The following is a 14,516-nucleotide window of genomic DNA, read 5'->3' as shown; positions in this document are numbered from 1 at the left end:
TCGGCAACCACATGGTCTGGAACACAAATGTCTCGCGGTCTTTTAGGTTCGATCAGCCGCCAACCGTCCTAAATCAGATGGTGAGTAAGAATGTCTGTTAGTAGAAGACCGGACTGATCCAATATGGCTGTTGTCACTCACCGGATAGATTGTGCTCACAACACCCGAAGCGTTTTTCAGTGATCGAAGTATCGTGTGTTGGTTCCTGTGGTCGCACAATTGATGGATTATGGTCGAGCAAGCCATTGCGCTCGCGGGTCTCGATGAGCTCCCGCTCGGCGCGGGCCACCGTCTGGTCGGCCTCCTGGGCCTCCAGGCGCAGGGCCTGATTCTCTTCCGTGATGTTGCGGGCCCGCTCGGTCTCGATGGCGAGCTGATTCTCCAAGTCGGCGACAATCGCCTCCTTGTCCTTCACGTTGAGGCGCAGGTCCTCGATGAAGCTGTCCTGCTCGCGGATCTTCGATTCCGCCTTGCGCAGCTGGGATACGGCGGCGTTCAGGTCGTCCACCGTCCGGGCATGGACGCTGCCGAGATCCCCCAGCTCGCGGCGCAGGGACTGGGCCGTCTCGGTTTCCTGCTTGAGCACCGCCTCGGTTTCCATGAGCCGCGACTGGAGCTGCGGATAGTGCCTGATCAGATCGTTCACCGGCTCGTTCAGGAGGGCAAAGTCCTTCTTGAGGCTCCGAAGCTCCTCCAGCCGGTCGATCATGTTGGCGAAACGAACGCGGATCAGCTCGTTCTTCTGGCCGACGGAGTCGAGCATGCCGTTAGGCCGGACGATGATCGGCTCGGCCTTTTCCGGGGCAGCGGAAGCCGGAAGCGCCGGGGCGGCAGCCGCTCCGCCACCCTGCTGCGGCGGGAGAGACACAGCCTCGGCCTCATCCTGCTTTTTGCCAAAACGGTTCCTGAAAGACGTCCATCCCGAAGACATGATGCCGGCTCTTACGTCCTGAAATTCACACTTTCCTAACTTTTAGCCCAAGCAGGGGCTGTTTGGAAACAAAATTTCGTTGCGTAAGAGTGTAGCAGCCTTACTCTGCCGCGATGGTTAACGGATGATCGGAGCGCTTGCCGAAGCCGGCTTCCTCCAGGGTCTCCGGCATCGGGCCGCCGGTCGCCCAGTCGAGAAGCTCGACCGTATGGACGATGGGGATCCCGGTCCCCTGGCCGATCTGGGTCATGCAGCCGATATTGCCGGTGGCGATGAGGTCGGGCTTGGTGCGCTCGATATTGGCCACCTTCCGGGCCCGGAGCTGGGCGGCGATCTCCGGCTGGAGCAGGTTGTAGGTGCCGGCCGAGCCGCAGCAGATATGCCCTTCCGGCACATCCTTCACGGTAAATCCTGCCTTCTTCAGCAGGGTCTTCGGTTCGGTGCGGATGGCCTGGCCATGCTGCATGGAGCAGGCCGAGTGATAGGCCACCACGAGGTCCGTCTCGCGCACGGGCTCCATGAGCGTCAGGGACGTGACGTATTCGGTGACGTCCTTGGCAAGCGCCGACACCCGGGCCGCCTTCTCGGCATAGGCCGGGTCCTCACGGAACATGAAGCCGTAATCCTTGATCGTGGTGCCGCAGCCGGATGCCGTGATGACGATGGCGTCCAGCCCCTCCCCGTCCATCTCGGCGATCCAGGCGTCGATGTTGCGCTTGGCGAAGGCGTGGCTTTGCTCGTCCCGGCCCATGTGGTGGACGAGCGCGCCGCAGCACCCCTCCCCCTTCGGCTGCACCACGTCGATGCCGTGGCGGTTGAGGAGGCGGATGGCGGCCTCGTTGAAGCCGGGCTTGAGCACCGGCTGGGCGCAGCCGGACAGGATGGCGACGCGCCCGCGGCGCTCCCCATGGGCCGTGTAGGTGCCGGGCTGGTCGAAGGGCGTGCGGGGCGGGACGTGCACGGGCGCCAGCTCGATCATGGCCTGCAGGCGGCGGCCCAGCAGCGGCAGCGCGCCGATGAGGCCTTTGAGGGGCTTGGCCAGCATGGCGGCGCCGAGCGCGAAGCGGAATCTGTTCGGATAGGGCAGCACGGTGGCGAGCACCCAGCGCAGGAGCCGGTCGTGCCACGGCCGCGTATAGGTGGCCTCGATATAGGCGCGGGCATGGTCGACCAGGTGCATGTAATGCACGCCGGAGGGGCATGTGGTCATGCAGGACAGGCACGAGAGGCAGCGGTCGATGTGCTTGACCACCTCGGGAGAGGCGGGCTTGCCGCTCTCCAGCATGTCCTTCATCAGGTAGATGCGCCCGCGCGGAGAATCGAGCTCGTCCCCGAGGAGCAGATAGGTCGGGCAGGTGGCGGTGCAGAAGCCGCAATGAACGCAGGTCCGGAGAATTTTCTCCGACGCCGCCATGGCGGGATCTCTCAGCTGATCGGGCGTGAAATTGGTTTGCATGGTTTATCTCACTGCGACCCTTGCCATTGATTGATGGCGTCAATGGGGTGGATCAGCATGATGATGTTGAGAATGAGATTGTCGCGGATCCAGAAGCCGACGAAAGCCTCCATGACCAACGCGACGAGGAGCGTCAGCCAGACAGGCCAGAGCCGCGCCAAGGTAAACCCGGCGATCATGGCGATAATGTCCGAGACGGAGTTGATGACGCTGTCGCCATAGTAATCGAGTGCGATGGTGGTTGCACGATAGCGGTTGATGATCGTGTCGGTATTCTCGGCGATTTCCCACGCCGCCTCCAGCCCGATGGCGAGCAGAAGCGCGATGCCGAAGGGAAGCGCCTTTCTGCGCAGAACACCGATCATCCAGGCTCCGCAATAGAACAGGAACCCGTGGATCACATGGGAAGGCGTGTACCAATCGGTCAGATGCTGCGAGTTGCCGGAATCCTTCACGGTCCCATGCCACAGCTCGACCGTGCCGCAGGTGCAGATCGGCGTGCGACCCATCATGAGAAGAATGGCGGCGGTGAGCGCGATGAGGCCAAGTGCCAGCGCGACGACAAGGCCCGTCCGCCCTCCCCTCGGCACTCCCGAGCCGTTCACCAGAGCTGCACCTCCCGCCATCTCAGATTCCCGCATACATCCGCCCCGGGTTGAGAATCCCGGCCGGATCGAAGGAGGCTTTGATGCCGCGGGTGAGGGTCATCAGCGCATCGGATTGCGGCTCGAACACGTCGAGTGTCGAGCGCACTTCCGTAGGCGCCCGCACGAGGGTCGCGTGGCCGCCGTAGGATTTGGTGGCTTCGCGCAGGATTGAGGCACCGGCATCGCCGTCGGCGGGCGTCGAAATCCACACGAGGCCGCCGCCCCAGTCGTAGAACCATTGCGCGTCGATGGACTGCGCCACATGAGCCACGAGATCGGGCCCCCTGGTGGGCGCCGTGGACACGCGCCAGACCGCCCGCGCACCCTGATCCGTCAGCACGCTGGCATCGCGCACCGATTGCCAGAGCGCCTCGGCCCCAACGCCTTCGAGAATGTCCATGAACCGGAAGCGCTTCAGCAGGCGCTTGAGCTCGTTCATGCGGTAATCCACCGAGACCCGGAATCCTTCGAGCCGGATCAGCGTGCTGCCGCCGCGCCGGTCCCGGTCGGGAAGATGCGCCGCGCCCGTCACGTCGAAGGGCGAGCCGAGGGCCGTGGACAGGGCCTCGATGGCCTGCCGGTCGTCGAGGCCGCGGATGACCAGCGTCGCCATGCGCTCCTGTTTGGGGAGCACCTTGAAGGTGACCTCGGTGAGAAAACCCAGTGTTCCCCAGGAGCCCGCCATGAGCTTCACGAGATCGAGCCCCGTGACGTTCTTCATCACGCGCCCGCCCGACTTCACCACCTCGCCGCGCCCGTTGACGAAGCGCACGCCGATGAGGCTGTCGCGCGCGGCTCCCGCCATAATCCGGCGCGGGCCGGAGATGTTCATGGCCGCAACCGCCCCGATGGTGGGATCGCCCCTGGTGCCGAGGATCGAACGATAATCCATGGGCTCGAAGGGCAGCTCCTGCCCTTTTGCCGCGAGAACCCGCATGACTTCCAGCACCGGCGTGCCGCTTTTCGCGGAGATCACCAGCTCGGCCGGCTCGTAGAGCGTGATGCCCGACATGGCAGCCGACGAGATCGAGGCGTCGGTCTGGTTCGGACGCCCCATGGGCGCCTTCGTGCCGTTGCCGGACAGGTTCAAAAGCGTGCCCTTGTCGGCAGCGTCGCGGATGATGATGGAGGCGTCCTGCTCGTCGCGGGGGATGTGAGTGGTCACGCGGTGAACCTTCCTTCGAGCGGAAAGACTTTGGCCGGGTTGAGCAGCCAGCCGGGATCGAACACGCCGCGCACGCGCATCTGCTGTTCCAGGTCCACGGGATTGAACTGATGGGTCATCAGATCGCGCTTCTCGATGCCGACGCCGTGCTCGCCGGTGAGGCATCCTCCGACTTCGACGCAGAGCCTGAGGATGTCCTCGCCGGCCTTCTCGGCCTTCTCCATCTCACCCGGCACGTTGGTGTTGAACATGACCAGCGGGTGCAGGTTGCCGTCGCCCGCGTGGAACACGTTGGCGACGCCGAGCCCGTAGGACTTCACGATCTCGTCGATGCGCTTCAGGACATAAGGCAGCTGGCCCGTCGGGATCGTGCCGTCCATGCAGATATAGTCTGCCACGCGGCCCGTGGCCCCGAAGGCCGATTTGCGCCCTTTCCAGATCGCCGCGCTCTCGGCTTCCGATTGCGAGACCTTCATGGTCTTGGGCCTGAACGGTTCGGCAATGGCGACGATGCGGCGCAGCATGTCGTCGATCTCCTGGTCCGAGCCCTCGACCTCCACGATCAGCATGGCCTCCACGTCGAGCGGGTATCCTGCATGGGCGAAGGCCTCGCAGATCTGGATCGCGGGCTTGTCCATGTATTCGAGCGCCACCGGAATGATTCCCGCGCCGATGATCGCCGCCACGCAGGCGCCCGCATCCTCCGCCTTCTCGAACCCGAAGAGCGCGGGCCTTGCGCCTTCCGCCGCGCGCAGGATCCGCACCACCGCCTCGGTGACCACGCCGAGCTGCCCTTCCGAGCCGCAGACGAGGCCCAGGATGTCGTAGCCGGCGCTGTCGAGATGCTCGCCGCCGATCTCCACCACCGTGCCGTCGAGCATCACCATGGTGACGCCGAGCAGGTTGTTGGTGGTCACGCCGTATTTCAGGCAATGGGCGCCGCCGGAATTCATCGCAATGTTACCGGCAATGGTGCAGGCGAGCTGGCTCGACGGATCGGGGGCGTAGAAGAATCCCTCATGAGCCACGGCCTGGCTGATGCCGAGATTGGTGATCCCGGCCTGTACACGCGCGGTGCGGCCCTCGAAGCTCACATCCAGCACCCGGTTCATCTTGGCAACGCCGAGCACGATGGCATCTTCCTGCGGGATGGCCCCGCCGCAGAGCGAGGTCCCTGCCCCGCGCGGCACCACCTTCACGCCGTTCTCGCGGCAGAAGCGCATGATGGCCGAGACCTCCTCCGTGGTAGAGGGCAGCACGACCGCGAGCGGCATCTGACGATAGGCGGTCAGGCCATCCGTCTCGAAGGCCCGACGCTCATCCTCGGAGATAATCAGGGCCTCCGACGCGACAAGGCGCCCCAGCCCCTCGATGATCTCCCGCCGGCGCGCCAGAACAGCTTGGTCCGGTTTGGGAAATGCAATGGTCATGAAAACCTCCTTTGAGGATCATCGGCTGCACCCGGGGCATGGCTACCTTAACAATAAGGCGGCTTTCCCTGGGGGCTTTTTCCAATAATGTAGAATCTCTCTAAGATGGGACAGGTGTCCAGCAAAGGAGTTTTTGATGCGTTCCTTCGTACTATCCGCCGCCGCCGTCCTCCTCGGCCTGAATCAGGCCCAGGCGCAGGACGCGGCCGCCGGCGAGAAGGTCTTTGCCCAATGCCGTGCCTGCCATCAGGTGGGCGAGAACGCCAAGAACGCCGTGGGCCCGGTGCTGAACGGGCTCTTTGGGCGCCCGGCCGGGACAGTCGAAGGGTACAACTACTCCCCGGCCAACAAGAATTCCGGCATCACCTGGGATGAGGCGGTCTTCAAGGAATACATCCAGAACCCAAGGGCCAAGATCCCCGGCACCAAGATGGTCTATGCGGGGCTGAAGGACGAGCAGCGCATCAACGACCTCACCGCCTATCTCAAGCAGTTCAACGCACAGGGCCAGAAGGCCACCCAATGAGCGCCACGCCGTCCCCATCCCGCCCGGCGAAACCCCGCGTGGGCCTGTTCGTCACCTGCCTTGTCGACCTGATGCGCCCCTCCGTAGGCTTTGCCGCCGTGAAGCTCCTGGAGGATGCCGGCTGCATCGTCGAGGCGCCTGTCCAGACCTGCTGCGGCCAGCCGGCCTACAATTCCGGCGACCGGGGCACCACGCGGGATCTGGCGATGCGGCTGATCGAGGCGTTCCAGGGCTACGATTACGTGGTCGCCCCCTCGGGCTCCTGCGCGGGCATGATCAAGGCCCATTATCCGGAACTCTTCGAGGAGGATCCGAACTGGCGCGCCAAGGCCGATGCCCTGGCGGGGAAGACCCATGAGCTCACGAGCTTTTTGGTCGACGTGCTGGGCGTGACGAAGGTCGACGCCTCCTACGATGGCACCGTAACCTATCACGATTCCTGCTCGGGCCTGCGGGAGCTCAAGGTGAAGACTCAGCCGCGCAAGCTCCTCGCCAGCGTGCAAGGCCTCACGCTGGTCGAGATGCAGGACAGCGACGTGTGCTGCGGCTTCGGCGGCACCTTCGCGGTGAAATACAGTGACATCTCCGGCGCCATCGTCGAGGCCAAGGCCAAGAACATCGAGGAGTCGCGCGCGCCCACGGTGCTCGCGGGCGATCTCGGCTGCCTCATGAACATGGCCGGCAAGCTCAGCCGTGACGGCAGACAGGTCCAGGTGCGTCACGTGGCCGAGGTTCTCGCCGGCATGACGGACGAGCCGCCGATCGGTGCCGCGAAAGAAACGCGCGGGGCATGACGGATTACGGCAACATCGCCGCCAGGCTCTTCCAGATGGACGAGCGCACCTGGGAGCGCCACGCGAGTCCCTGGAGCGTCTGGACGCGGGTTGCATCGCTGCCCCTTCTCCTTGCGGCGATCTGGAGCCATGCGTGGCTGGGCCTCTGGGCGCTCCTGCCCGTCGTGCTCGTCATCCTGTGGCTGTGGCTGAACCCCCGCCTGTTTCCCGCACCCGCCCGCACCGATACCTGGAGCGCGAAGGCCACTTTCGGCGAGCGGGTCTGGCTCAACCGCAAGACGATCCCCATTCCCGGCCATCACACCCGCATGGCCCATCTGCTGACGATGGCGTCCGCCCTGGGCTTTGCCGTCGCGCTCGTCGGAGCCCTCCTGAACGATTGGCTGCCGACTGTGTCCGGTGGTCTCATTGCATGGTTTGCCAAGATGTGGTTTTGCGACCGCATGGTCTGGCTCTACGATGAGATGAAAGATAAGCATCCGCCCTATGCCGAGTGGCTGCGGGTCGGACAGAAAGAGGTCCGATGACCGTTCACTCCACCTCCCCCCAGTTCAAGCAGAATGCCGCGCGGGCGCTGAACGACGATCAGCTGCAGAAGGCGCTCGGCAACGTGAAGCAGGGCTTCATCGACAAGCGCCAGATGGCCGCCGACAAGCTGCCGGAATTCGAGGCGCTGCGGGACTCGGCCCGCGACATCAAGAACCACACCCTGGAGCATCTCGACCTGTACCTCGAGGCCTACGAGGGGAAGGTGAAGGCGTCCGGCGGCCACGTCCACTTCGCCCGCGACGCCCAGGAGGCCCGCGACATCATCCTGAACATCTGCCGGGATACGGGCGCAAAGACGGTGACGAAGGGCAAGTCCATGATCTCAGAGGAGATCGGGATCAACCACCATCTGGAGGCCCACGGCATCACCCCTGTCGAGACCGACCTCGGCGAATACATCATCCAGCTGCGGGGCGAGCTGCCGAGCCACATCATCGCGCCCGCCGTGCATCTGAACGCCACCCAGGTGGAAGAGGATTTCCGGCGCGTTCACACGCATCTCGATGCCAAGCGCGATCTCTCCGAGCCGGTGCAGCTGCTGACCGAGGCCCGCGCCGTGCTGCGCGAGCGCTTCCTCGCGGCCGATGTGGGCATCACCGGCGCCAACTTCCTGGTGGCCGAGACCGGCACGTCGATCATCGTCACCAACGAGGGCAACGGCGATCTCACCCAGATCCTGCCGAAGACCCACATCGTGCTCGCGTCCATCGAGAAGCTCGTGCCGACGCTGGAGGACGTGAGCCAATTGCTGCGCGTGCTCGCCCGCTCGGCCACGGGCCAGGAGCTCTCGGTCTACACCACCTTCTCCACCGGCCCGCGCCGCAGCACGGATGCGGACGGGCCGGAGAACTACCACGTGGTCATCCTCGACAACGGCCGCTCCTCCATGCTCGGCACGGCCTTCGAGGAGATGCTGCGCTGCATCCGCTGCGGCGCCTGCATGAACCATTGCCCGGTCTATCACGCGGTCGGCGGGCACGCCTATGGCTGGGTCTATCCCGGCCCCATGGGCGCGGTGCTCACGCCGTCGCTCATCGGCGTCGACAAGGCGGGACACCTGCCGAACGCCTCGACCTTCTGCGGCCGCTGCGAGAGCGTGTGCCCGGTGCGCATTCCGCTGCCCAAGCTCATGCGCCACTGGCGCGAGCGGGAGTTCGAGCGACACCTGACGCCGGCCACCGTGCGCTCGGGCCTGCAGCTCTGGGGCTTCTTCGCCAAGCGCCCTGCCCTCTACCGGTTCGCCACCCGCGCGGCGATGGGCGCTCTGGCTCTCGCAGGCCGCCAGCGCGGCCGCTTCAGTTGGCTGCCGATGGCGAAGGGCTGGACCAAGTATCGCGACTTCCCGGCCCCGCATGGAGAGACGTTCCAGCAGCGCTGGAAGCGCGAGCGCAAGGGAGCCCGCCCATGAGCGCCCGCGACGACATCTTCGGCAATATCCGCCGCTCGCTCGGCGTCAACGGCACCGAGACCATCCGGCGGCAGATGGTTGAGGATCGCCTGGAGCGCTCGCCCAGGGGCGTGATCCCCCAGCGTGGCCAGGTCTCCGGCGAGGAGCGGATCGCCCTGTTCAAGACCATGGTCGAGACGTCGCTCGCCACGGTGACGGAAGTCGCCTCCCAGGCGGAGGTGCCGCAATCCATCGCGCTGTTCCTGCGCAACCACAACCTGCCCGCCACCCTGCGCATGGGCGACGATCCGCGGCTGAAAACCATGCCCTGGCAGGACACCACCCTCGAGATCGCCCACGGGCTGAGCGAAGGCCGCGATCTTAACGCGGTGAGCCACGCCTTCGGGGGCATCGCCGAGTCCGGCACGCTCGCCATGGTGTCGGGCGCGGACAACCCGTCCACCCTCAACTTCCTGCCCGACAACCACATCATCGTGGTCTCGGCCAAGGACATCGCGAGCGACTATGAATCCGTCTGGAACCGGGTGCGCTTCGCCTATGGCAAGGGCTCGATGCCCCGCACCGTGAACTGGATCACCGGCCCCTCCCGCTCCGGCGACATCGAGCAGACCCTGCTGCTCGGCGCCCACGGTCCGCGGCGGCTGCATGTGGTGTTGGTGCGGGAGTAACGTCAAAGCCCAAGCCGCACTGCTGCATGGCACACGGCCGCATCATGACCCTCTCTCGTCATCACCGGCCTTGTGCCGGTGATCCACGTCTTTGCCACCCACCCTCTCCATCCTGAGGAGCAGACGCAGCCTGCGTCTCGAAGGAGCCTCCAGTGCACTCTGGACGCTCCTTCGAGACGGATTGCTCACGCAATCCTCCGCAGGATGAGGGCAGGAAGCGAACGGCTTGAAGACGTGGATGGCCGGGACTGATCCCCGGATCAAGTCCGGGGACGGCCATGACGTGGTGGGTGTCATCCCCGGCGCACGAAGTGCGGGAAGGGGATCCATAGCGTTGTGCGTGGGGGTGGATTACCTTCCCCTCCGCTGACGCTCCGGCCGGGAATGACACTGCCCCCTCTCCGCACCGGTGGGGCAGCCGCGCAGAACGTTTTTCATCCAGCCTCTGAGGAGCGCCGCAGTCGACAAGCTTTGCGGCTGAGCCATAATCCTCGCAGAGCAGCCGCGAAGCCTGGAGCCCCGCATGTCCATCCCGACACTGATCTTTCGCACCCTCCGCTGGTCGGCCTGGGATGGCTGCGAAGCAGGGCTGGAGCATGTGGACATTCGGCCGGCCGATGGCGGGCTCGACATCTCCGGCGTGGTGATCGCCCAGGAGGACGGGACCCAGTTCGGCCTTTCCTACCGTCTCAAGCTGGATGCCTTGTGGCACATGAGGGACGTACTCGTGAAAACCACCTCAGGCCACGTGCTGCATCTGGAAAGCGACGGCCACGGGCATTGGCGGGAGAACGGCAAGGATCAGCCCGCGCTCCAGGGCTGCATCGATATCGACATTCAGGCGACCCCGATCACCAATACCCTGCCGGTCCGGCGCCTTGATCTCGAGACCGGCGAGAGCATGGAGATCCGCCTGTGCTACATCACCGTGCCGGATCTGACCGTCTTCGCCGCGAGCCAGCGCTATACCGCCCTTGAGGCAGGCTCGCTTTATCGCTTCGAGAGCCTGGAGGACGGCTTCACGGTCGACCTGCCCGTGGACCAGGACGGTTTCGTGCTCGACTATCCCGGTCTGTTCAAGCGTCTGGGTTGAGCGCCATAGCGCTGCCGTGACATCTGGGCACAGGAGATAGCCCTGGCGCCCCACCCCATTCTCAGTTAAGTGTTTGATATCGCACGTAGTTTTTAGTCATTCTAAACTAGAACAACAAATGATCGTCTGCTCCTGCAACATCCTCTCCGACGGTGATGTCAAAGCCTGCCTGAAGCCGGGACCCGAATGTCCCCGCACCCCAGCGCAGGTCTATCGCTGTCTCGGCTGCAGCCCCAATTGCGGGCGCTGCGCCCGGACGATCCGCGCCATCATGGACCAGGCCCTCGCGGCTGCGGGCGTGGAGCCCATCGCGGCCTGCCAGCGCGGCTGCTGCCCGACCACCCTCGAAAAAACCGCCGCCGAACCCACCCTTTGAACAAAGGGGCTTCCACCCTAGTTCATAAATCCTCTAAAGATGGCCGGCGCATCCGGCGCCTGAGCATCGGACACAAAAGTGGACCCCACTTTTGGGATCCATCCGGTGCTTCTAGTGGATGGGCGCATCGTTCGTGCGGATAACCGGATCCACTTTTCCGCACGATGCACCAATGGACGAGAGGGTTAGGATGAAGGGTGATCCCAAGGTAATCGAGTATCTCAATCGCGGCCTGCGCAGCGAGCTGACGGCGGTCAACCAGTATTGGCTGCACTACCGGCTCCTGGACGACTGGGGCTACAAGGAGCTTGCGAAGACCTGGCGCAAGGAATCCATCGAGGAGATGCACCACGCGGACCGCTTCATCGAGCGCATCATCTTCCTTGAGGGCTTCGCCAACCTGCAGGTGCTCGACCCCCTGCGCATCGGCCAGAACATCCAGGAAATCCTCGAATCCGACCTCGCAGCGGAATACGAAGCCCGCAACCTCTACGGCGAGGCCGCCGCCTATTGCGACAGCATCGGCGACCGGGTGTCGAAGAACATGTTCGAAGAACTGATGAAGGATGAGGAAGGCCATATCGACTTCCTCGAGACCCAACTCAACCTCATCGAGCAGATCGGCGTCGAGCTCTACGCCCAGAAGCACATCGGCGGCCTCGACGACGATAACTGACGACCTCGCATCCATTAGATGCAGGATGAGGCCCGCCCCAGGCGGGCCTTTTGCTTGTCAGGTCGATTTCGCCAGCTTGCCGGGCTCCTCGATCGACGCGATCGGCAGGGTCACGAGGCGCAGTTCCGGGTCGTCCGGGTCGATACGGATCGCGAAGCCGAGGCTGCGGCACATGTCGAGCATGGTGGAGTTCTCGCGCAGCACCTGGCCCTCGACCTCGCGCAGGCCTTCCACCTTCGCCCATTCGATCATGAGCCGCATCAGCTCCCAGCCGAGTCCCAGCCCCTTTAGGTCCGAGCGGAGCAGGATGCCGTATTCGCCGGTCTCGTGGTTCGCATCCGCATGGAGGCGGACCGCTCCCATCATTTCGCCCGTCTCCCCGTCAAAGGCCACGAAGGCGATGGCGCGGGCGTAGTCGAGCTGGGTCAGGCGCGCCAGGAAGGTGTGGCTGAAATCGCGGACCGGTGCGAAGAAGCGCAGTCGCAGATCCTCCGGGGTGATCTTCTCGAAGAAGCGCCGGAACTCGTCCTCGTCCTCCGGGCGCACGGGCCGCACGAAGGCGTTCCTGCCGCTGCGCAGCCCGATGGTGCGCTCCCATTCCTTGGGATAAGGCCGCACCGCGAAGCGCGGATGCCCGCTGCCCTTGCGGGTCTCCGGCGCAACCGCCACGCGGGCATCGACGGCGATCACCCCGGTCTCGTCCGCGAGCAGCGGGTTGATGTCGAGCTCGCGGATTTCCGGCAGGTCGGCGGCCATCTGGGCGAGCTTCACGAGGGTCAGGGCAATCGCCCCCTCGTCGGCCGCCGGAACATCGCGATAGGCCTTGAGGCGGCGCGACACGCGGGTGCGTGCGATGAGATCGTGGGCGAGCTTCAGGTCGAGGGGCGGCAGGGCGAGCGCTTTGTCGTTGATCACCTCCACGGCCGTGCCGCCGCGCCCGAAGAGCACCACGGGGCCGAAGGACGGATCGTCGGCAATGCCCATGATCAGTTCGCGAGCCTTGGTCCGGCGCACCATCGGCTGCACCGTGACGCCGCTGACATGCGCCCCCGGCTTCAGGCGCGCCGCACGCTCGAAGATGTCGGCGGCGGCTTTTTTCACCGCCTCCTCGGTGGTGAGATCGAGCTTCACGCCGCCGATGTCGGATTTGTGCACGATGTCCGGCGAGAGAATTTTGACGGCAACCGTTCCCCCCTCGTCAAGGATCGGTCGTGCGGCTTCCGCAGCCTCGTCCGGCGTCGTCGCGAGCACCACCGGAGCGGTGGGAATGTCGTAGGCTCTGAGCAGCGCGTTGACCTCAAGCGGATCGAGCCAGCGCCGGCTCTGCGAAACCACATGGTCCACGATGGCGCGGGCGGTGTTCGTATCCGGCTCGAAATCGTCAGGGAGGTCGTCGGGCGTTTCCATCAGCTGGTTCTGCGCCTCGCGGTAGCGCACGAGCTGCATGAACCCGCGCACCGCATCGGCCTCCGTGGCGAAGTGCGGAATCCGCGCCTCCTCGAACACGCGGGCCGAGTCCGGATCCTCGCCGATCCAGGCGGCGAACACGGGCTTCTGGCGGTAGCCCTTCGCCCGGTCCTTCTTCACGACGTTCACCACTGAGGAGGCCACCTCCGAGGCTCCGGCCACGGCCGTCGGCACGTTGAGGATGAGAACGGCATCGTTCTCAGGGTCAGTTAGCAGCGCCTCCAGGGCCCCCGCATAACGTTCGGGCTTGGCATCGCCGATGATGTCGATAGGGTTCGCCTTCGACCAGGTCGGCGGCAGGATGGCATCGAGCGACTGACGGGTCGTCTCCGAGATCGTGGCCAGCGTTCCGCCGAGATCCACAAGCCGGTCGACCGCGAGAACCCCGATACCACCGCCATTGGTAAGAACTGCCAATCGACTGCCAGGAAATGGCTTCTGCCGCCCCAGCGTTTCCGCCGCCGCGAAGAGCTGGTCGAGATCGAGCACCCGCAGCAATCCGGCCCGGCGGAAGGCTGCATCATAGACCGCGTCGGAACCCGCCAGCGCACCCGTATGCGTGGCAGCGGCCTTTGCTCCTTGGGCATGGCGCCCGGCCTTGATCACCACCACCGGCTTCACGCGCGCCGCGGCACGCGCCGCCGACATGAACTTCTTCGCGTTGTCGATGGACTCGATGTACAGCAGGATCGCCCGCGTGCCGCTGTCGGCGGAGAAGAAGTCGAGGCAGTCGCTGAAGTCCACATCGACCTTGTCGCCGAGCGACACGATGGCCGAGAAACCCACATTTCTCTGCGCGGCCCATTCGACGAGGCCCGCCGCGATGGCGCCCGACTGGGAGACGAGCGCCAGATCGCCGGGCTTGGCGCTGTGAGCCGCAAAGCTCGCGTTCATCTTGGCCCGGGGGGCCAGCACGCCGATGCAGTTGGGCCCGACGACGCGCAGACCATGGGCGCGGGCCGCAAGGCGAACCTGTTCGCTCATGGAGCCCTCGCCATAGCCCGTGCCGGCCGTTGCCACGATGGCGACGCTCACGCCTGCACGCCCAGCCTCCTCGATCACCCCGAGCACCCTCTCGGGCGGCACCGCGACGACGACGAGGTCGGGCACCTCCGGGAGTTCGGCCAGGGACGGGAAGCACGCCCTCCCCTCGATCTCCACATGGTGCGGGTTGACGGACACGATGTCTCCCTCGAACCCGCCCGCGATGAGATTGCGCAGGAAGGTCAGGCCGAGGGAGCCGGGTCGGGGGCTCGCGCCGACAACCGCGATGGAGCGCGGGGCGAGCATCTTGTCGAGGCGATAGGTGGACATCGGGATCCTTCGTCTC

The 14,516-nt window shown here is 65.0% G+C and carries 14 protein-coding genes; 8 read left to right on the top strand and 6 right to left on the bottom strand.

Annotation, left to right across the window (positions count from 1 at the left end; all coding sequences use genetic code 11):
• Nucleotides 1–133: 133 nt before the first annotated feature.
• The 5 genes from MA07_RS23065 to MA07_RS23045 all read right to left on the bottom strand — a co-directional run bounded on the left by MA07_RS23065 (nucleotide 134) and on the right by MA07_RS23045 (nucleotide 5,629).
• Nucleotides 134–868, bottom strand: coding sequence for a hypothetical protein (locus MA07_RS23065; protein WP_152568989.1), 735 nt, complete (start codon nucleotides 866–868; stop codon nucleotides 134–136).
• 163 nt (nucleotides 869–1,031) lie between these two features.
• Entirely contained in the window at nucleotides 1,032–2,387 is a 1,356-nt protein-coding gene (gene glcF / locus MA07_RS23060) for a glycolate oxidase subunit GlcF (RefSeq protein ID WP_036357378.1), read from the bottom strand.
• Nucleotides 2,388–2,395: 8 nt separating this feature from the next.
• Entirely contained in the window at nucleotides 2,396–3,013 is a 618-nt protein-coding gene (locus tag MA07_RS23055; RefSeq protein WP_052003454.1) for a DUF2585 domain-containing protein, read from the bottom strand.
• 1 nt (nucleotide 3,014) lies between these two features.
• On the bottom strand, nucleotides 3,015–4,199 hold the full coding sequence (locus MA07_RS23050; protein ID WP_036357375.1) for an FAD-binding protein: 1,185 nt from the start codon (nucleotides 4,197–4,199) through the stop codon (nucleotides 3,015–3,017).
• Entirely contained in the window at nucleotides 4,196–5,629 is a 1,434-nt protein-coding gene (locus tag MA07_RS23045; protein ID WP_036357372.1) for an FAD-linked oxidase C-terminal domain-containing protein, read from the bottom strand. Before MA07_RS23045 ends, MA07_RS23050 begins: the two co-directional genes overlap by 4 nt.
• Nucleotides 5,630–5,765: 136 nt before the next feature.
• Here MA07_RS23045 and MA07_RS23040 point away from each other — a divergent pair, with 136 nt between their 5' ends.
• The 8 genes from MA07_RS23040 to bfr all read left to right on the top strand — a co-directional run bounded on the left by MA07_RS23040 (nucleotide 5,766) and on the right by bfr (nucleotide 11,719).
• Nucleotides 5,766–6,155, top strand: a complete 390-nt coding sequence (locus MA07_RS23040; RefSeq protein WP_036357370.1) for a cytochrome c family protein — start codon at nucleotides 5,766–5,768, stop codon at nucleotides 6,153–6,155.
• Nucleotides 6,152–6,949, top strand: a complete 798-nt coding sequence (locus MA07_RS23035) for a (Fe-S)-binding protein (protein WP_036357367.1) — start codon at nucleotides 6,152–6,154, stop codon at nucleotides 6,947–6,949. The genes MA07_RS23040 and MA07_RS23035 overlap by 4 nt, the downstream gene beginning before the upstream one ends.
• Complete coding sequence (locus MA07_RS23030; RefSeq protein WP_036357364.1) at nucleotides 6,946–7,476, top strand: DUF6653 family protein; 531 nt, start codon at nucleotides 6,946–6,948, stop codon at nucleotides 7,474–7,476. Before MA07_RS23035 ends, MA07_RS23030 begins: the two co-directional genes overlap by 4 nt.
• Nucleotides 7,473–8,906 (top strand): LutB/LldF family L-lactate oxidation iron-sulfur protein, encoded by a 1,434-nt coding sequence (locus tag MA07_RS23025; RefSeq protein WP_036357361.1) that lies wholly within the window; start codon nucleotides 7,473–7,475, stop codon nucleotides 8,904–8,906. Before MA07_RS23030 ends, MA07_RS23025 begins: the two co-directional genes overlap by 4 nt.
• Nucleotides 8,903–9,574: a lactate utilization protein gene (locus MA07_RS23020; RefSeq protein ID WP_036357359.1), complete on the top strand. Its 672-nt coding sequence runs from the start codon at nucleotides 8,903–8,905 to the stop codon at nucleotides 9,572–9,574. Before MA07_RS23025 ends, MA07_RS23020 begins: the two co-directional genes overlap by 4 nt.
• 523 nt (nucleotides 9,575–10,097) lie before the next feature.
• Nucleotides 10,098–10,667 carry a putative glycolipid-binding domain-containing protein gene (locus MA07_RS23015; RefSeq protein WP_036357356.1) on the top strand — a complete coding sequence of 190 codons (570 nt, stop codon included), beginning with the start codon at nucleotides 10,098–10,100 and terminating at the stop codon, nucleotides 10,665–10,667.
• A 118-nt stretch (nucleotides 10,668–10,785) separates the two neighbouring features.
• The gene (locus MA07_RS23010; RefSeq protein ID WP_036357354.1) at nucleotides 10,786–11,043 is read left to right on the top strand and encodes a (2Fe-2S)-binding protein; all 258 of its coding nucleotides are present in this window, start codon (nucleotides 10,786–10,788) and stop codon (nucleotides 11,041–11,043) included.
• Between the two features lie 190 nt (nucleotides 11,044–11,233).
• Nucleotides 11,234–11,719, top strand: coding sequence for a bacterioferritin (bfr, locus tag MA07_RS23005; RefSeq protein ID WP_036357352.1), 486 nt, complete (start codon nucleotides 11,234–11,236; stop codon nucleotides 11,717–11,719).
• A gap of 57 nt (nucleotides 11,720–11,776) precedes the next feature.
• On the opposite strand, the gene MA07_RS23000 is transcribed toward bfr, so the two are convergent.
• Nucleotides 11,777–14,500 carry a bifunctional acetate--CoA ligase family protein/GNAT family N-acetyltransferase gene (locus MA07_RS23000; RefSeq protein ID WP_036357350.1) on the bottom strand — a complete coding sequence of 908 codons (2,724 nt, stop codon included), beginning with the start codon at nucleotides 14,498–14,500 and terminating at the stop codon, nucleotides 11,777–11,779.
• Nucleotides 14,501–14,516: the final 16 nt, after the last annotated feature.

The sequence above is a fragment of the Microvirga sp. BSC39 genome, from assembly GCF_000739015.1.
Taxonomy (GTDB): Bacteria; Pseudomonadota; Alphaproteobacteria; order Rhizobiales; family Beijerinckiaceae; genus Microvirga.
This window is presented reverse-complemented; position numbering and strand designations above follow the sequence as displayed.